Source organism: Ruegeria sp. AB6, from assembly GCF_056542685.1.
In genome coordinates this window covers 532,696-550,678 of sequence record NZ_JBQGAD010000001.1, presented here as the reverse complement: position 1 = coordinate 550,678, position 17,983 = coordinate 532,696, and the positions used below count along the sequence as shown (strand labels likewise).

Below are 17,983 nucleotides of genomic sequence, written 5' to 3'. Positions count from 1 at the left end.
GCGGAGAAGAACGTCGTTGGTTACCAATCGTATCGGCTATCGACACGCCATCAAAAAATCATCTCGATAAGGCTTCGGCGTTACAACGACGCTTGTCGGATTGAGCGGATATTTTGCTTTGCTTTTTTCCTGGGATACAGACGTGTATCCATTTTCTTCTCAATCTGCCGTGTAGGTCGTGCCCGAATTTAGTTCAACTGGAAAGCTACTATCATCATTTGGGCACTTCATGCTGACGCGGACCTATTATTTAGCGGCGTTAGTCGGGCAAGCTACGTTCCAAGAGGGGGTTAACGAGCCCAATCGAAGGTCGCTCAAACACATTTAGCAGCAGAGTTTATCGAGTTGGGAAAACTCCCGCTGGCCCCCAACAGCAATTTACTAGTCTTTCAAGCCGCGCTGCATCCTTCCCACGTGGCGAAAAATGTCGGTGAGCATTGCCGTCATCAAACCAAACATGAAAAAACCGTTTGCACCAGTCATCCCGCCAAGCAACCTCTGGTGCTGTGGGACGACTACATCGCCAATACCCAAGGTCGTATATGCTACCAATGAGTAGTACACCGCCTCTTCCAGCGTGCTGAATACTGACATCTGCAAAAAAACTAGGGCCCACAACCAAACGCCAAATGTGGTCACGCTCATTATGCAAACCACGACCATGATCAATACTACCACGAATGACATAAATCGGTTGTCCGAATGGCGAAGCCACGGCTCCATTTTTTCAAGTACTTCATTGAGAACGCCCCACATTATCGCGCCTGTCATAATTGAGAACAGCGTGATAACTGAGCCCAGCAACAATTGACCAATCACGAGACTTTCTCCTTTGCCGTTTCTTGTACCGGTGCCGCCAAGGCAAAAGTTGCTTCGCACAGAGGTCCGCGCGCGGCACATGATTTTAAAGGTCGAAGGCGGTAACCCAAAGATTTCGAGTGCGGCTTATTTTTCCAGAACCAACTTTCTGCGTATCGCGAAGTGGCATTCGTCAGTTTTTGAATTGTCACACCGAAACATTTTTTTACCGGTAGCGCTTAAAATCATTATCAAAATCTTTTGACCTTTTATATTCTAAAATACGAATGAAAAGGGGACTTTAGACTTGATTTCTGAGGTGCCAAAGCCACGCGATTGCAGACCGAACGCGGTCGCCATGCAACTTTTGGCCTTGTTTCTCATGTTTAGCGCTTTAACGCCTTCGGTGTTGGCTGAGGAAGTTGAGGACTATTCCGGTCTCAGACTCAGCCTTCCATTTGCCTTTTATAATGAAACATTTGGTCTGAGCGCAGGCTGGGTAGAAGGACGGGTAGGTTACCTGCAACCTCAGGCTAGGATACTTGGCACAATTATTGCTGGTGACACTGGCTCAGCAACAGGTTTTCTTGCTGCGGAAGACTTACAGGTCCCTCGATGGAAGCGCCTCTTTATCGATCCCATATTTTCTCTCGGTTATTACAACGACGCAGACACATATGTAGACGGCAATCCGGATTTCGCAGGGGAGCGAGCTGGAACGAATGACTCGAACAAAGACAACTTTGTCACAGGAAGCGGTTCGGACGTGTTTTCGCGAGTCCGGTTCAAGTATCTTTTGCCGATAGGTCACGGGCGCAATCAAGTTGTTCCTGACTACAGTATTCGCGATGGCTTCCTGGTTTCCGGCGCGACAGGTGGATTGTCTCTGAACCCATTTGAAAGTGGGCGAAGCTTTTTTGAGATAAGGCCGTTTCACAGAGCGTTGGTGAGCGACGGAGATGATTTCGACGGCGAGTTACGAACGAATGGTCTTGATTTCGTCTACTTCTGGGATAACCGTGACTTTCCGGTGAACCCCACGAAAGGCGTTGGCCTCAAGCTGCAATACTCAAGGGATTTCGGCTGGTTTGACAGCACAGATTCCTGGACTGTGATGCAGGCTGAATTTGATGCCTATCACGATTTGGGTGAGTCTGCGTGGTTTCGTAGTCGTGTGCTTGCATTCGATTTCTGGACTGCAGACACACCGTCATGGAGTGAAAATGGTGGAGTTATCTCCAATCGTCCTCCTCCTTACACTGGAGCCACGCTTGGAGGTTTGTTTCGTATGCGCGGCTTTCCGGAAGAGAGATTCAATGATCGTTCTGCCATCTACTATTCTGCGGAACTTCGCATGACCCCGTATTGGAATCCATTCGACCAATGGCCCGCCGCCCAAGAATTGCTGGGTGTTGAGTGGGTGCAGGTTGTTCCATTTGGTGAGATGGGCCGCGTCGCAGGCAGATACGATCTTGGCGAACTGCATTCTGACATGAAATGGAGCGCTGGTATTGGGTTGCGCGCATGGGTTCAAGGCTTTGTAGTCAGAGCAGATACCGCATTTTCTGACGAAGGTGTCAGGCTGCAGATGATGATTGGACAACCATTTCAGTTTTGAAATGAACGCAGTTTCCTTCAGCCCAAAATAACTTTTTCCAAGCTCTGGAAATCTTGGAAACCAATTTTCGAAGTGCTAATTGTGAAGGTAGTGGTATGTGTCACATCAATAGCTTGAGTGCGAGTGTTAAATACAATTGCTAGCCATGCACTCCCGCCTGCCAATGCATCCTCTTGTAAGGAACGCCTGTAAAGTCGCTTTAATCCAGCGCCATTCAAGCCAGCTACAAGCTTTAGTCGACCCTGCTCATCTGTTGAGTTTTTGGCACTTCAATAGTCGGCGTCTGGAAGACGGAACTGTATTTCTTAGGAACCACTTTTGTGGATCAGCTCTGAGGGACATGTTTACAACAAAGAAGGCTTCGAGCAGAACTTTCTTGTCCGGCCCATTGTATCAGTGAAACTTGGTCTCTCCCGCGCTCTCAGAAACCGTTGTTCCTTTTTCTCCACGCACTGCCGCAGGGACATCTGCGAGGGCGCAAATGATCGCGCGACCGCCCGAGGATCGCACAAAGTCTTGTGCAGCCTGAACCTTGGGGCCCATTGACCCGGCGGGGAAATCGTACTCATCCAATGAATCCGGAGTGATCGATCTAATACCTGTTTGTTCAGGCGTTCCCCAGTTCAGGAACACGGCTTCTGCATCTGTAGCGATGACAAAGAAATCTGCTCCAAGGTTCTGCGCCAGAAGGCACGAGGCAAAGTCCTTGTCGATGACAGCTTCGACCCCGACCAGTTTCCGTTCAGCACCTGCCTCGTACATCGTCGGGATGCCGCCTCCGCCAGCAGCGATCACGGTCGCGCCCTTTTCCAGGATCCAACGGATCGGTTCGACCTGAAAGATACGTTTCGGGCGGGGCGACGGCACCACGCGTCGCCAGTACTCGCCATCCGGTTTCACCGTCCAGCCCTTGTCAGCCGCCTCTTTCTTGGCGTCCGCTTCGGAATAAACCTGCCCGATGAACTTGGTCGGGTTGTCAAAGGCCGGATCGCTCGGGTCGACCTCGATCATGGTCAACAGGGTGGCGATGTGATGCTCAAAGGGCAGGATGTTCCCAAGCTCCTGCTCGATCATATAGCCGATCATGCCCATCGTTTCGCCGACCAACACGTCCAGCGGGTACTCCTCGACATCCGTATACATGATCTCTTGCAAGGCCAGCATCCCGACCTGCGGACCATTGCCATGAGTGATGACGGTTTCGTGCGCTTCGCAGAGCGGGGCGAGGGCTTCTGCGGCAATCTTCGCGTTCTTGCGCTGATTGTCCGCTGTCATCGCCTCCCCCCGTTTGAGAAGCGCGTTGCCGCCGAGTGCTACAACAACGCGTCCCATGGTTCAGGCTCCCAATGTGGCGACGAGGATCGCCTTGATGGTGTGCATCCGGTTTTCGGCTTGCTCGAACGCTATGTTCATGTCGCTTTCGAACACTTCCTCGGTCACTTCCATCTCGGTGATGCCGAACTGTTCGTGAATGTCCTGACCGACCTTGGTCTCCAGATTGTGGAAAGCGGGCAGGCAGTGCATGAACTTGACGGCTGGATTACCGGTTTTCTTCATCAGATCCATGTTGACCTGGTAAGGGCTCAGCAGCTTGATCCGCTCAGCCCAGACTTCTTTAGGCTCACCCATCGACACCCAGACATCGGTATGAATGAAGTCCGCGCCCTCTACGGCCGAGGTATCGTCGGTGATGGTCACACGTGCGCCGGTCTTTTCAGCCCGCTCCATCGCCAAGTCGCGCACATCGTCATGGGGCTGGGTTTCTTTCGGAGAAATCATCCGGACGTCGCAGCCCATGATCGCGCCCAACATCAGTAGCGAGTTGCCCATGTTCGACCGACAGTCGCCCGAATAGGCATAGACAATGTCCTTGCGGGGCTTGTCGGCATGCTCGATCATGGTTTGCATATCCGCGAGCATCTGTGTTGGATGCCAATCGTCCGTAAGGCCATTGTAGACCGGGACGCCAGCATAGTCTGACAACGTCTCAACCATATCCTGACCCGCTCCGCGAAATTCAATTCCGTCGAACATGCGGCCCAAAACGCGGGCTGTGTCTTTCATCGACTCCTTGTGCCCGATTTGCGATCCCGATGGATCGAGATACGTAATGTTCGCACCCTGATCGTAGGCGGCCACTTCAAAGGCGCAGCGGGTACGGGTCGAAGTCTTTTCAAAGATCAGGCAGATGTTCTTGCCGGTCAGCGAGGGCTGTTCGGCGCGGGCGTATTTGGCGCGTTTCAGATCGCGGGCCAGATCCAGCAGATACAGCATTTCACGCTGGCTGAAATCGGCGATTTTCAGATAGCTACGGCCTTTGAGATTGAATGCCATTTTGTCTCTCCCTAACAAAAATCAGTCGGCGCAGGGGGCTGCACCCGTAGTAAATTCAATAGGCGGGGTCGCGGTCGATCGGGCAGGTCATGCAGTGGCCACCGCCGCGACCACGCCCTAGTTCCTGACCCGAGATTTCGATCACCTCGACGCCGGCTGCGCGCATCTTGCCGTTCGTAAACGTGTTGCGCGCATAGCCAACGACAACACCGGGCGAGAGGGCCACGACGTTATTCCCGTCATCCCATTGCTCGCGTTCGGCTTGGAACTCATTGCCACCGGTCGAGATGACATCAAGTGAGTTCAGCCCAAGGGCTTCTTTATAGACGTCGAACAGGTGCCCTTCTTCGACCCTTGCATCGAACAGTTTCTTGTCGTCTGGGCGAAGTGAAATGCACGTGATCTGATCCGCGACTTCCGTGAATGCAGTCACTTTGTCGTGGTCAAGACAAGTGAAGACAGTATCCAGATGCATGGCCGCGCGGCTTTTAGGCATCGCGCATGCGACAACTCTCTCTGCCCCACCTTTTTGGAATAGTGCCTGCGCAAGAAGGGTAACAGCTTGACTCGTCGTTCGTTCACCCATCCCGATAAAAACGGTTCCTTTACCTACAGGCTGTACGTCGCCGCCTTCGACTGAGGCATTAGCAAAATCTTCATCGCTATCGCCCCACCAGATATCAAACTCGGATTCCTTAAACATCGGATGGAATTTATACACCGCACGCATCATTAAGGTCTCAGGTTTGCGAGCGGGCCAAAACATCGGGTTCGTTGTCACACCGTTGAATATCCAACACGAAGGATCTCGTTGGAAAAGAGCGTTCGGCACAGCGGGTAATACGAACTCACTTTGGGTGATCAAATCGTCGAATTTTGGGTCAATGGTCCCCTTGGGTAATTCCGCGAATATGATTCCCCCAAGCATGTGGCGCGCGAGATCTGCAGCTTTCATCTCGTCCAGCCAAGCTCTCATCTCAACAGACACACCAAGGCCAACAATTTTTGGAATGATCAATCGGTCAAGCATGAAAGACCTAGCGCTACTATCACTAAGCACTTCAGCCAATAGATCCTGGATGTCATAGACCTCGACCCCGCGTTCACGCATGAGCGAACAGAACTCGGCATGGTCCTTTCGAGCTTGCTCGACCCATATGACGTCGTCGAACAGCAACTCTTCGCAATTTCTCGGTGTCAGTCGATCATGTGCAAGCGATGGGCGCGAGACGATAACCTTGTTGAGCTTTCCGATCTCGGAATGAACGCCGAGCTTCATGGCAAATCTCCTTTCGAGGCAACAGTTGTCTGAATATCTTCGTCGTCGTTGGCCTGGCTCCAGCGGACCCAAACATGGATGGGAACACCTGCAAGCAGTAATACAGAGCCAATTAGTACGGTTTCCGCTCCGGACCCGATAAAGGCCCATACTGAGTAGATGAAGCCCAGGCCGCCGAGGACAACGACCTTGGTCAATTCCGGACCGTGCAGAACCTGACCACCCTTCAGGCGGATCATGATCTCGGCGACAGAGCAGACCGCGTATGGCAAAAGGCTCGCGACTACTGCAAGTAAAATGACAAAGTTGAACGCGGCAACCAACCCTTGCGCGAAGTTCAGGATGATCAGAACCGAGGCCAATACATTCGATAAAATCAAGGCGTTTGCGGGTGTCCCGAATTTCGATTTTTTACCTAATGCTGCCGGAAATACTTTGTCCAAGGCGGCGCCGTAAGGAACCTGCCCACTGAGCAGGGTAAAGCCATTAAGCGTACCAAAGGTCGAGATCACCGCGCCGCAGGCCACGAGTATTCCGCCGAATGCGCCGAACATGACCTCACCGACAGCGGCGAGCGGTGCTGATGATACTGCCAGAATGTTAGAGGGGATGACGCCCATCGAAACGGCCGTTACCGCAATGTAGACACTGGCCGCGATAATAACGCCGATGATGGTGGCGCGCGGGATGGTCTTTTCCGGTTCTACCACATCGCCAGAGGGCACGGTGGCAGATTCAAGTCCAAGATAGGCCCAAAGCGTCAGTGCCGCCGCCGCGGAAATGGCTGAAACCGCAGTCGTTCCACTTTGATTGACAGGAAGGTAATTTTCATGCTCGATCCAGAAGATGCCCAAGGTGCCGATAAGTATGAGCGGGGCAAGCTTCAGTACGGTGGTCACGATTTGAACCACGCCTGCACCTTGCACCCCGCGGATATTAACCAGTGTCAGCGACCAAATCGCGACCAGAGCAGTCGATAGCCCGTACATGGGGACTTCGACGATGATCGGGAAAAGAAAGCCCAGATAGCCGACTAAGGCTACGGCTACGGCCGCGTTTCCCGTCCAGAGTGCAATCCAATATCCCCAGGCAATAATGAAGCCTGCAAAGTCTCCGAATGCTTCCTGCGAATAGGCGTAGGGGCCACCAGGTTTTGAAACGACACGCGACAAGCGTCCGAAAATGATCGCAAGAACCAACGCCCCAGCCGACGTTAAAACCCACCCGCCAATTGCAATTGGCCCAAAAGGTGCAAGTGACGCTGGTAGAAGGAACACTCCCGACCCGATCATGTTTCCAACAACCAAAGCTATACAAGCCGTCAGCCCAAGGGCACCGGATGTCGATGTTGTCTCTGTGGCGGAGCGATCGGTCATTGCGACGGCTCAGTTCGATGTCGTGTCTGAAGTCTCGGTTGTGGGCCCGTCGATCCCCGGATCAGTGATGGCCCCAACGGTGAGTGCCGCGCAGATGATCACGGCAAGTATAACAAGCAGCGGGAAAACAAAGCGTAGCCACCGGTCATAGGAGACACGGCCAATGGCTAGCCCTCCCATGACGACGGCAAATGTCGGGTTGAACAGGTTCACCCATCCGTTTGCCGACTGGTACGCTGTAACCACAAGGTCACGACCGACGCCCGCAAAGTCTGCCAGTGGCGCCATGATCGGCATCGAAAGCGTGGCCAGCCCTGACGAGGACGGCACCAGGAATGACATCAAGATCTGAATACCAAACATCGCGTTGACAAAGGCGAACTCGCTCAGCCCCGAGACAAACCCCTCGGCTGCAGCAAGGATCGTGTCGGTAATTTTGCCCGCGTCCATAATGACGACAACACCGCGCGCGACGCCAATGATCAGGGCAACGCCCAGCAAATCGCGCGCTCCATCGACGAAGGTTTCCACAAAAGTCCCCTCGTCCATTCTGGACCCTTCATCGGTTTTCCCGACCCACCAAACGATGATGGACATCACCAGGAAGAGACCGGACATTTCGGCCATCCACCACCCCAGCGCGACAACACCATAGATCATAATGGCGAAGGTAATCCCGAACAGGAGCAAGATGGTGGAACGGGTTCGAGTCAACTCTGGCAAAGCGTCATCGCCGGCCGACCCTTTGAGAAAATGTCTTCTGTTTTCCTCGGCTTGATCCGCAACCACAGATGCAGAAGGATCGGCCTTTACTCGCTTTGCGTATCTCATGACAAAAGCGATACCAGCTGCCAGGCAGAGAATGAGGATAATGAACCTCAAAACGATGCCAGTCGTAAATGGAATACCAGCGCCTTGCGAAGCTACGACTGTTGCAAACGCGTTGAAGGTCGAGCCAAGAGTGCCGATTCCAGCACCTAGCATGATCACGGCAACACCGGTCAGTGAATCATATCCCGCGCGTATGAATACCGGAATTATAAGAGCATAAAACGCCAGTGTTTCCTCAGCCATGCCGTAGCTTGTGCCGCCAAAGGCAAAGGCGATCATCAGAATCGGGATCATTAAAATCTCGCGGCCTTCAAGCCTATGCAGCAACCAACCAATGCCAGCATCGATAGCCCCTGTTTTGGTAACGACCATCAGGAAGCCACCGATAACCAAAACGAAGAGCGCAACGTCTATTGCTGCACTTGAAGAGCTTCCGAGAAGCCCAGGGTCATACATCCCAGCAATTGGTGCGAGAATTACCGAAGTTAGTCCCTGAGGGTTAGACTCGACTTCGTGATAGGTGCCCGGAACAGGAGCTTCGCTGCCCAGAGCTTCGTTCATCTGACGGTCATACTCACCGGCTGGAATAACCCAAGTTAGCACCGCGACAATAGCGATCAGAGCAAACAAGATTGTGAATGCAGTAGGAAACTTGAATTTGGACATAACTAACTCTCGCGTTGAAGGTACAGCGACGCAAGAAAACGAGCATGTATCTAGATTCGTTTCAATTTTTGGCGAGCCAAAATGGCTCAATGGAAAGTGAAAAATCGAGGGCAGGAAGTAGACTAGCAGTGATTCGCGCTGTGTTTGCGCGAAAATTTGCACCCACGTTGTAACCAAAGGGGCTTCTATGCAGCATGCTTTCCATGCCACGGATGACCGAAAAACACTTCCGACAGCTCCTTGGGGGATCGAGAAAACTGCGTTAACCGAAACACTAGCTGTAGATCCTAAACACGGTTTGAGCTCGGAAACCGCAAAGGAACGCCTCTCCCGATACGGTCTGAACCGTCTATCCGAAACCGAGGCTGAACCGGCGTGGAAAATGCTGCTCGTTCAATTTAAGAGCCCACTCCTAATAATCCTTATGGTGGGTGCGGTTATTTCAGCTTTCACCGGACATTGGATCGACGCCGTGGCGATCTTCGTGATCGCGATCTTCAATGCCTTCATCTCGTTTTGGCAAGAGTTCAAGGCAGAACAATCACTCGCCGCACTTCGCGAGATGTCAGCACCTCAGGCTTTGGTAAGAAGGGATGGTGACCAGGTACAAATAGCCGCTTCTGATCTGGTCCCCGGCGACATATTGATAGTTAAAACAGGCGATATCCTTGCCGCTGACATTCGCTTTCTCCAAGCCAACAGAATGCAGGTTGATGAAGCTGCACTAACCGGAGAGTCCGAACCTGTGGACAAACATGATCGCAAGATCAACGACCAGGAGGTCGTTCTTGCCGACCGTCTCAACATGGGTTTCATGAGTACCCTTGTCACTGGTGGAACCGGCGAAGGCGTCGTGGTTGGAACTGGCATGAGAACCGAGGTTGGCCATATCGCGGATCTGATGTCAGAAGCTAAGGAACCAAAGACGCCGCTGCAGCTCAAAATCGAAGCACTTTCGAAGGTACTTATTATCGCGGCCCTTATCGTCGTGGCTATCGTCATTGGTATCGGCGTTATAAACGGCATGGACCTCGCTGAAATGCTAAATACCGCGATTTCTCTGTCAGTAGCAGCCATTCCAGAAGGCCTACCAACTGTCGTCACAATACTTTTGACGCTCGGATCTCAGAACATGGCTTCGAATAACGCTCTAGCCCGAAAACTGTCTTCGGTGGAAACGTTGGGCGCCACTTCTGTTATCTGCTCGGACAAAACTGGAACTCTTACACAAAACCAAATGCAGGTGATGCGCATTTGGGCGGGGGGTGAAACCTGGGAGGTAAGTGGCGCTGGCTTTGATACGTCAGGGGAATTTCTAGACTCGAAAAACGAAGCCACAAAGGTCGAAGAGGGGACACCGCTATGGCCTGTGCTGATGATCTCAGCTTTTTGCAATGATGCCCGGCTGATTGGTGAAGGTGCTGAGACCTCAGTGCAAGGTAACCCGACTGAAGGTGCGCTTCTGGTCGCTGCGGCAAAGGCTGGAATTGATGTCGAAGAACTGAGGGCTCGTCGGAGCGAGGCTCTTCAATCCTTTCCATTTGATTCAACAAGAAAAATGATGTCCGTCTTCGCACAGCTTCCCGACGGGCGGACTGTTTTGGTCGCAAAAGGGGCGCCTGACGTGATTTTGTCGCGAGCGGTTAAGGTCCGTATCGGCGAGGAGGAGCGGCAAATAACGCCTGAACTACGAGCTGATATAGAAGATGTCATTGACAGCTTTGGCGAGCGGGCTCTCAGAACTTTGGCGGTGGCGTATCGCGAAGTTTCCCCAGACGAACTGGATCACGACAACCCCGAACAGGAAATCGTGCTCGCTGGTATCCATGGTATTATGGATCCCCCCCGACAAGAAGTGCCGCATGCCGTAGCAGAAGCCACTGGTGCCGGAATCCGTACGGTTATGATTACTGGTGATCACGCCGTCACCGCCAAGGCTATAGCCGAGCAAATCGGTGTACTGTCGGGTTCACAGCAAGCCGTATTCACGGGTGCTGAGCTCGATCAAATGAAAGATGAAGATTTAAATAGCGCCGTGAAGAACGCAGCTGTGTTTGCGCGCGTGACGCCTGAGCACAAACTTCGCATCGTCAAAGCACTTCAGACCAATGGTGAAGTGGCCGCGATGACTGGAGATGGCGTGAACGATGCGCCAGCGCTTCGCGCGGCTGACATCGGTGTCGCCATGGGGATTACCGGGACACAGGTTGCCAAGGACAGCGCCGCGTTGATTCTTCTGGATGATAACTTCACGACTATTGTCACGGCCGTTCGTGAGGGCCGTAGAATCTTTGACAACCTACTGAAATTCGTCCGGCAAGCTCTGACTGCCAACGTTGCGGAAGTTACCACTATACTTTTCGCTTTCCTGCTAATGGGCGCAGACCCCCTCCTTCCGATCACACCGCTTATGATCCTCTGGGTGAACTTGGTTTCAGATGGCTTACCCGCACTGGCGCTGGGATTTGAAAAAAGCGAGCCGGATCTAATGAGACGCCCGCCACGCCCGCGCGACGAGGACATGTTTGGCGGCGGAATGAAAGAGCGGATTCTGATTAGGGGCAGCGCATTGGGACTTCTGACCTACTACGTATTTCAAGAGTTTCTCGAACGCGGCGCCTCTCTGGAGCACGCGCAAACAGCAGCCTTCATGACCCTCATATTTGCCCAAATTTGGCATGTCTTTGACGCGCGAACTACAACGACGCTTTACCGTAAGTCGCCCCTTGGCAACACCATACTGCTGGGCGCAGTTGGCATTTCAATCGTTTTATCGTTGTTGGCAATTTATTCCGCTCCGGGCCATTTCGTTCTGGGCACGGTTCCGCTGCCTCTTTCACATCTGCTGGGAACGTTCTTTGTCGCGGCGCTTCCGACACTCGTGCTTTCTGGCTTAAAGGAAATGTTCAACCTTAAATTCGTTTAAGCGGAATGAGTGTGGTTAAAATGGCTAATCCAAAAATAATGGTCACGTGTTTTACTTGGAAAGGAGGATCTTACTAAACTTGTAGACGGAGGGATTTAATCTTTTAGGCTTCTCGGATTAGTTTGCGGCGCGTTTTGAAGCGAACTCAGGAATAGTCATCGGCTTCTGCGGATTGCAAGTCGCGCCATAAACAGATCGAGGTTTCTTTTGTGGTTGGCCGTGTGGATTTCGGATTTTTTTCAACGGGGCTAGCGAGCCAGTCCTGCGGGAAAAAAAAGACATTTGGCGCTAGAGTGACGCTGAAAATCGTCGAGGTAAGCTCGGCTGAAATGAAACACTGATAGCATAGGATATTTCCGTTGGGGAGCAAGCGATGGTGGCGCAGAGAACGCCCGCTTGGCGTCCTGAAGTAGCAAAGAGGGGGAGGTGATAAATGGAACACAAGGATCCATTTGTAGAAAAACTTCAGGTCGTAATTCGGTTCGCCGTCCGTATTCTGGCCGTAATGATGGTTCTGGTTATACTACTTGGCGTCTTGGATGTGGCCTGGACCCTTTATCAGAAACTAATCAATCAGCCTGTCTTCATCCTGACAATCTCTGAAATATTAGCGACTTTTGGCGCCTTCATGGCGGTGCTAATCGCTATCGAAATATTCGTAAACATCACAATTTATCTTCGTGACGATGTAATCCATGTGAAGATAGTGGTTGCGACGGCGCTCATGGCCGTCGCGCGGAAGGTCATTATACTCGATACAGAAAAAACTAGCGGACTGGATTTGGTCGGCTTGGCTCTTCTAGTGATTGCTTGTTCACTCGCCTATTGGCTAGTTCACGATATGCCGTCCTTTAGCGTTCGGTTTGGGCGAACCAAAAGTGCTGAAAAAGCCAAGGAAGAACAATAGTGCCAGTACTTTTCTGTCCTCAGGGGGAAATTCACTCAAGATACTCATTTGTGTGGCGACGAGTGGGTGGACATCTATTACTACATTTTGACTAATTGAGGGTATGAAAGTACGTCTTCATATCGGCGTTGCGACGTTATTCACGTTCCTCACCTTAGCCGTAACAACATTGCTTGTTGCCATTCTCTATTTTGGCAACAAAGAACTCGCCATTCGTACCGCGAATGAGCGGATGACCGAGGCCAGAAATCAGTCAGTCGAAGAGATGCTAACCGTAATACGAGGAGCGGGAAATGTCGTATCTTCTGCGTCCGTCTTTCTTTCTAAGTTTACGGAGTATGCTGGCTCAAGTGCAGGTTTGGAAGTGCTCTATTCGCAGATGCAGGGTAATGAGCACTACTATGGTTTATATTTTGGAGAGGAAAAATCCGGCGACTTTTTCCAAAACATTAACCTGCCAAAACACTGGAAAACCTTTGGACCGAGCGCTTTGCTAGTGCCGGAAGGAGTAGATCGCGTTCAACGGATTATTTCCGAGCAATTTGGCGAGCGCGTCGAAACTTACTTTTGGTCCAATGCCAGTTCGCTGCCCATACCATTTCTTAGTGGAACCACTGTCTACGATCCTCGAACGCGCCCTTGGTATCGCGGGGCGTTGGAGCAAAGCGGCGTTTACGTTTCGCCGCTTTATCAGTTTGAGAGTACAGGGCGTCTGGGTGCAACGTTCTCAAAAACCGTGGTCGACAACGAAGGTAAATTGCTTGGCGTCGTCGCGCTCGACATAACAATATCGGCACTTTCGCAAATCCTAGACGATATCAGGATTGGCGATCATGGTTTGGTTTTCATGCTAGATCGCGAAGGTCGCCTACTTTCGTACACCAGCACGCGATCCAAAGGTGGAGAGCCGCGCTTCGTGAGTTCCAATACGAATGGGTCAATTGAAGGCAGTAGCAAAATTATTGACAGTGTCATTGATGAGTGGCGAGCAAACCAGCAGGATTTTTTTCGCATAGCTCCAGCATCCGGTGGAAGAAGCTATATCGCATCTGTGATGCCAATCCCTGAAGTCTTCGGTGCCCAACCTACGCTCGGGCTTATAGTGCCGGAAGATGAGTTTATCGGAGACATAAAAAGAAATACGACCCGTGCTATGCAATTCGGCGTACTTGCTTTGACCCTGGCCGTCGCATTTACCTTTGTTGTCGCTCGTCTGTTGAGCAAAAATCTTGTGCGCGTGGCAGCTGAAGCAAGAAAAGTCAGTAACTTTGAACTAAGTGAGGACTTGAACCTGAAATCAAATATTCAGGAAGTTGCCGAACTCGAAACAGCGATTGCAAGTATGAAAGCTGGAGTGTCGAGTTTCGGTGCGTTCGTACCAAAGGAGCTGGTGCGCTCTATCCTTTCAAAAGCAGAGAGAATTAGCGTTGGGGGAGAGTCGCGCGACGTTACCCTGATGTTCGCCGACCTTAAAGGGTTTACGCGCCAGACCGAGGGACTTGAACCAGAAGTTCTGATGCCTGCTTTGTCCGAGTATTTCGAAGCAATGGAAAAAGAGATATCTGGTAATCAGGGTACAGTGGATAAGTACATTGGAGATGCCATTATGGCTCTATGGAACGCTCCGCTAGATGATGCTGATCACCCTGTTCACGCTTGCCGAGCAGCTTTGGCGTGTTTGCAGGCTGAGGCGAGTCTCAATTCTGATAATGGAGCGTTACCGTTGCGTCCGTTGCAAACACGTTTCGGCCTACACACAGGTCGCGTAGTTGTCGGCAACGTTGGGTCTCTTTCGAGATTGCAATACACAGCACTGGGTGCTGCCGTAAATTTTGCTTCCAGACTGGAGGGGTTGAACAAAGTTTACGGTACAAGGATTCTCGTGTCGTCAGATGTGGCCGTTCATGTCGAGAGCATGTTTTTGCTGCGCGAAGTTGACCATGTTGTGCCTGCCGGAACTAGTTTTCCTAGTCGTATCTTTGAACTAATCGCGGAAAAAGATGATGAGAGTGGCTTTCTGGCAAGCGTAGCCAAGAAACGCGAACTCGAAGAATGGCGTGTATGCTATGACTTGTATCAGTCTGGAAAATGGGCCGATGCATTAGAAGCCCTCCAGACGCATCGAGAAATTGCAACTAACAAGCATGTTGTAGATGTCTTTATCGAACGTTGCAGCCGTTTCGCGTTTAAACCACCGGCCGCTTGGGATGGCGTTTACCGTTTCGAGAAGAAATGAATTTGCAGCGCATGAAACAACCATCCTGATGGGTCTCAGGCCAATGATGCGCTTACAATCAAAATGGGCCGGTCAAATCCGACTAACCAAAAAACGGACGTTGCTTCAGGTAACGGCGTTCGTCGGTTGTGAGCTCAAAAAAGACATCGCATTTGGTGATGGATTCCGATGAAAAAAATCGCCTAAATGCTATAGATTTGGCGCCAATCAGTGCGGCATGCTAGCATTCGCAAGAGATCGAGGTTTGAGGTGAGCCAGACACGGGGGGCACCATGTCAAAGACGCTATATGAACGTCTGGGAGGAACGGATGGTATTCGGCGAATAGTCGACGTTCTGGTGGAAAATCACTCTAAAAACCCAGTTGTCGCTGCACGATTTGCGGGAACTGAGATGGAGCACCTCAAACAAATGGCAGGAGACTTCTTCATAACTGGTTCTGGCGGGCCTGAGATCTATACGGGCAAGGATATGGTTGCTACGCATCGGCACATGAACATCAGCGGAGATGAGTTTGTCGCAGTTCTGGACGACGCCATGAATGCCCTAAAGGCCAACGACGTCGGCCAACGGGAACAAGAAGAGGTCTTATACATTCTATATAGCCTCAAGGACCAAGTTGTAGGTATCTGAATTTCGCCACAACCGCGTAGAGTCCGCAATCTTCAAAATCTTCAATCAAAGCTTGTTTTCCCCGCATGGTGGTCGTTCGCGAAATTTAGACCAACGTCTTCCTTGAGCCCAGTACTACCGCTTCGGTGATTTTGCGAGCACGGTAGATACGGTGCGCGTCTTTCTACTTCTTGTGATCGCGATTGCGCCCAGCACTAAGGCACATGCCAAAGCTTGAGGTAAAGAGATGGCTTCGCCAAAGGCAAGATATCCCACGGCAAACATCGTGGGCAATTCGATGCTTCCGACGACCGCCGTTTGGGGAGCCCCAATAACAGGTGAGCATATCGTGTAGATAAGCTGGGGCACGAAGGCGGTAACCAGACCAATACCAACAATGAAAAGCCAATCGGATTGTTCCCTTGGGAGAAGTTCTCCAACCTCAGCACCAAGGATGAGCGGTGCGAGGCCCAGTACAGACCCAAGAGAAACTGACGCGATACGTGCCAAAGGCGCAATCCGTGACAACCTATGGACCAGAACGCAAATTCCGAAGCCAAACCCAAATGGGGCGGCAAGGGAGAGCAGCAGCGTTGGTAGATGCTCCGCAGCCACTGACGCGGGCGAGCCAGCAATGAAAGCTGCAACCACAATCAGACCAGCGGCCAACATGGCGCGTCGCGTGGGTGCATCGCCAAACAGAGCCCAAGCAATAACTAAGGTGAACACTGGATAGGTCATGTAAAGCACACCCACTGTCGATGCGGGCAGCTTTTCCAGCGCCGTTACATATCCGATCCAACCAAGCCCCATTACGGCTCCAGCTGAAAGGCCCCAAGTGATCTCTCGCCATTCTTTTCGGTGCAAGATGAGAATAGGAAGCAGAAGAAGAGCCGCAACAATGTATCGGTAGAATGCGACCGCATAGGGTGCAACGCCCTGATCGGTCAGACTGCGGCTAAAGTAGGGAACCAGCCCGAAACAGATTGAAGCAAAAAGAACACCAATAACCGCAAATGCGTAAGGGATGGGCGTTCGATTTCGCGCAGATGTCGTGGCCATTATCTGGAGCTATCACGCATTTGCATCTTCGTCTTTAGAGATTCTACGAATGACTGCTTTGTTCGCACAGCGGTCACTAAAGCATGCATCTGCGAATGATCAGATTACAGACTTCAATGTTCAAACCTATTAAGCTGGCTCGTTGCCAGGTTGATCCCAAAGCTCGTGTCATACGAACGACTATTTTTTTGAGAGCGTAGCTTTGTTCGAGGTCAAAATTGACCTCTAAATGGTGAATCGTCGTCGCAAGTACACTTCAAGTGCAGGCGAGGCAATTTTGCCAATGGGGGTACTATTCGGGGTATCGTATGGTAGGTGTTGATGTTTTATACTTTAAAAATAGATATTTACTTTGGTTTGTGTATTCCGTGTGCGGCACCAGAAAATTCCTTAAAAAACTGAGTCTTAACACCTATCAGGGTGATTTGACCCAGTGCAGTAAGTCCAGAATGGGTATGAATTTGGGACGCTTTCGGTTTTGCCTTAGGCTGCGTTTAGCAACTCGCGCGCTTTGTCTGACGTGGTCAGATTCGCGAACTTGGCGTTTTTTTGTGTCGGAGTGACAGTCGAGTGACCTAAGAGATGAGACACTTCCTCAGGTCGCATACCTTTGTTCAGCATCCGAGTTGTATAGGTATCCCTGCAGGAGTGAATTTTTGCCGCTCCTTTCTCCGCCAACACACAGCTACTGGAAACGTAGTTGTCCGTTAGACTTGCCGCTGGTGTTTGACGGCCCGGTCAATTGAGAAGAAAGGCTTTGGCTGTTCACGGAGCCTTATCAAAAAACGTCGTAAAGCCGGTCGCTGATTGGGACAAACACGGACTTCTTGGTTTTGTGGCCCCGGTTGACGATCACTCTGTTTTCCAGATCAATATCTGCCTACTCGACCGGAATGGCTTCAATCAGCCTTAAACCTTTATTTTTTTAGGTAGTTGAACAGATCGGCCGCCTTCTGATATGCAGCGCTTCCCTCAGATGCCTTGGCGTTGGGAAACTGGAGAATGGCATTTTCTTTGGTTTCAGAAAAAACTTGGCATTTCACTAAGCCACGGTCGAATTTAGTATCCAGATCAGGGTTCACCTTGTTCTTCTTTTTGCAAAAGTTGTTCACTCGCTTGAGAAAGCGAAGTTCGACTTTAGTCGTGTTTGCCGTCATACCTTCTGCCCGACGTGCCATCCTTAGGTGATCCACGTCGCCACCGGTCCAAGGAGAAAGAGGACGGTCCGGATCAAGCGACCAGTGGCCGTGGAAGACCTTGGTCAGCCCTAGCATTTGGTGCATGTTGTATTGGTAGCTGTCTTTGATCCGGCTTTGGACACTGGCCACCGTGAGCGCGG

General features: G+C 51.4%; 13 protein-coding genes. 5 read left to right on the top strand and 8 right to left on the bottom strand.

Annotated features, from left to right (window positions below):
* Positions 1-381: 381 nt before the first annotated feature.
* Entirely contained in the window at positions 382-819 is a 438-nt protein-coding gene (locus ACR0DB_RS02755; RefSeq protein WP_170355052.1) for an ion channel, read from the bottom strand.
* A 337-nt stretch (positions 820-1,156) separates the two neighbouring features.
* Here ACR0DB_RS02755 and ACR0DB_RS02750 point away from each other — a divergent pair, with 337 nt between their 5' ends.
* Complete coding sequence (locus ACR0DB_RS02750; protein WP_480548727.1) at positions 1,157-2,416, top strand: BamA/TamA family outer membrane protein; 1,260 nt, start codon at positions 1,157-1,159, stop codon at positions 2,414-2,416.
* 393 nt (positions 2,417-2,809) lie between these two features.
* On the opposite strand, the gene arcC is transcribed toward ACR0DB_RS02750, so the two are convergent.
* From arcC to ACR0DB_RS02725, 5 genes are read right to left on the bottom strand one after another with little or no spacing between them, the layout of a single operon-like run.
* A complete protein-coding gene (arcC, locus tag ACR0DB_RS02745; protein WP_170756466.1) occupies positions 2,810-3,748 on the bottom strand; it encodes a carbamate kinase in 939 nt (312 codons plus the stop codon).
* A 3-nt stretch (positions 3,749-3,751) separates the two neighbouring features.
* On the bottom strand, positions 3,752-4,750 hold the full coding sequence (gene argF, locus ACR0DB_RS02740; RefSeq protein ID WP_480548725.1) for an ornithine carbamoyltransferase: 999 nt from the start codon (positions 4,748-4,750) through the stop codon (positions 3,752-3,754).
* A 55-nt stretch (positions 4,751-4,805) separates the two neighbouring features.
* Complete coding sequence (locus ACR0DB_RS02735; RefSeq protein WP_170782787.1) at positions 4,806-6,029, bottom strand: arginine deiminase; 1,224 nt, start codon at positions 6,027-6,029, stop codon at positions 4,806-4,808.
* Positions 6,026-7,405, bottom strand: a complete 1,380-nt coding sequence (locus ACR0DB_RS02730; protein WP_170782786.1) for an amino acid permease — start codon at positions 7,403-7,405, stop codon at positions 6,026-6,028. The genes ACR0DB_RS02735 and ACR0DB_RS02730 overlap by 4 nt, the downstream gene beginning before the upstream one ends.
* A 9-nt stretch (positions 7,406-7,414) precedes the next feature.
* Positions 7,415-8,902: a YfcC family protein gene (locus ACR0DB_RS02725; protein ID WP_170782785.1), complete on the bottom strand. Its 1,488-nt coding sequence runs from the start codon at positions 8,900-8,902 to the stop codon at positions 7,415-7,417.
* A 187-nt stretch (positions 8,903-9,089) separates the two neighbouring features.
* Here ACR0DB_RS02725 and ACR0DB_RS02720 point away from each other — a divergent pair, with 187 nt between their 5' ends.
* The 4 genes from ACR0DB_RS02720 (at position 9,090) to ACR0DB_RS02705 (ending at position 15,603) form a co-directional block, all read left to right on the top strand.
* Positions 9,090-11,828 (top strand): cation-translocating P-type ATPase, encoded by a 2,739-nt coding sequence (locus ACR0DB_RS02720; protein WP_480548722.1) that lies wholly within the window; start codon positions 9,090-9,092, stop codon positions 11,826-11,828.
* 433 nt (positions 11,829-12,261) lie between these two features.
* On the top strand, positions 12,262-12,735 hold the full coding sequence (locus ACR0DB_RS02715; protein WP_480548720.1) for a phosphate-starvation-inducible PsiE family protein: 474 nt from the start codon (positions 12,262-12,264) through the stop codon (positions 12,733-12,735).
* Between the two features lie 103 nt (positions 12,736-12,838).
* Entirely contained in the window at positions 12,839-14,971 is a 2,133-nt protein-coding gene (locus ACR0DB_RS02710) for an adenylate/guanylate cyclase domain-containing protein (RefSeq protein WP_480548719.1), read from the top strand.
* Positions 14,972-15,243: 272 nt separating this feature from the next.
* On the top strand, positions 15,244-15,603 hold the full coding sequence (locus ACR0DB_RS02705) for a group I truncated hemoglobin (RefSeq protein ID WP_480548717.1): 360 nt from the start codon (positions 15,244-15,246) through the stop codon (positions 15,601-15,603).
* A 114-nt stretch (positions 15,604-15,717) separates the two neighbouring features.
* Here ACR0DB_RS02705 and ACR0DB_RS02700 read toward each other — a convergent pair whose 3' ends face one another.
* Both ACR0DB_RS02700 and ACR0DB_RS02695 read right to left on the bottom strand, forming a co-directional pair.
* The gene (locus ACR0DB_RS02700; protein ID WP_480548715.1) at positions 15,718-16,644 is read right to left on the bottom strand and encodes a DMT family transporter; all 927 of its coding nucleotides are present in this window, start codon (positions 16,642-16,644) and stop codon (positions 15,718-15,720) included.
* A gap of 917 nt (positions 16,645-17,561) precedes the next feature.
* Positions 17,562-17,972 (bottom strand): hypothetical protein, encoded by a 411-nt coding sequence (locus ACR0DB_RS02695; RefSeq protein WP_480548713.1) that lies wholly within the window; start codon positions 17,970-17,972, stop codon positions 17,562-17,564.
* Positions 17,973-17,983 lie beyond the last annotated feature (11 nt).

What these genes read in the sequence shown, in the direction of transcription:
- ACR0DB_RS02725 (WP_170782785.1), bottom strand. Translation starts at nt 8,902, where the DNA reads ATGTCCAAATTCAAGTTTCCTACTGCATTCACAATCTTGTTTGCTCTG.
- argF (WP_480548725.1), bottom strand. Translation starts at nt 4,750, where the DNA reads ATGGCATTCAATCTCAAAGGCCGTAGCTATCTGAAAATCGCCGATTTC.
- arcC (WP_170756466.1), bottom strand. Translation starts at nt 3,748, where the DNA reads ATGGGACGCGTTGTTGTAGCACTCGGCGGCAACGCGCTTCTCAAACGG.
- ACR0DB_RS02700 (WP_480548715.1), bottom strand. Translation starts at nt 16,644, where the DNA reads ATGGCCACGACATCTGCGCGAAATCGAACGCCCATCCCTTACGCATTT.
- ACR0DB_RS02710 (WP_480548719.1), top strand. Translation starts at nt 12,839, where the DNA reads ATGAAAGTACGTCTTCATATCGGCGTTGCGACGTTATTCACGTTCCTC.
- ACR0DB_RS02735 (WP_170782787.1), bottom strand. Translation starts at nt 6,029, where the DNA reads ATGAAGCTCGGCGTTCATTCCGAGATCGGAAAGCTCAACAAGGTTATC.
- ACR0DB_RS02715 (WP_480548720.1), top strand. Translation starts at nt 12,262, where the DNA reads ATGGAACACAAGGATCCATTTGTAGAAAAACTTCAGGTCGTAATTCGG.
- ACR0DB_RS02750 (WP_480548727.1), top strand. Translation starts at nt 1,157, where the DNA reads ATGCAACTTTTGGCCTTGTTTCTCATGTTTAGCGCTTTAACGCCTTCG.
- ACR0DB_RS02720 (WP_480548722.1), top strand. Translation starts at nt 9,090, where the DNA reads ATGCAGCATGCTTTCCATGCCACGGATGACCGAAAAACACTTCCGACA.
- ACR0DB_RS02705 (WP_480548717.1), top strand. Translation starts at nt 15,244, where the DNA reads ATGTCAAAGACGCTATATGAACGTCTGGGAGGAACGGATGGTATTCGG.
- ACR0DB_RS02730 (WP_170782786.1), bottom strand. Translation starts at nt 7,405, where the DNA reads ATGACCGATCGCTCCGCCACAGAGACAACATCGACATCCGGTGCCCTT.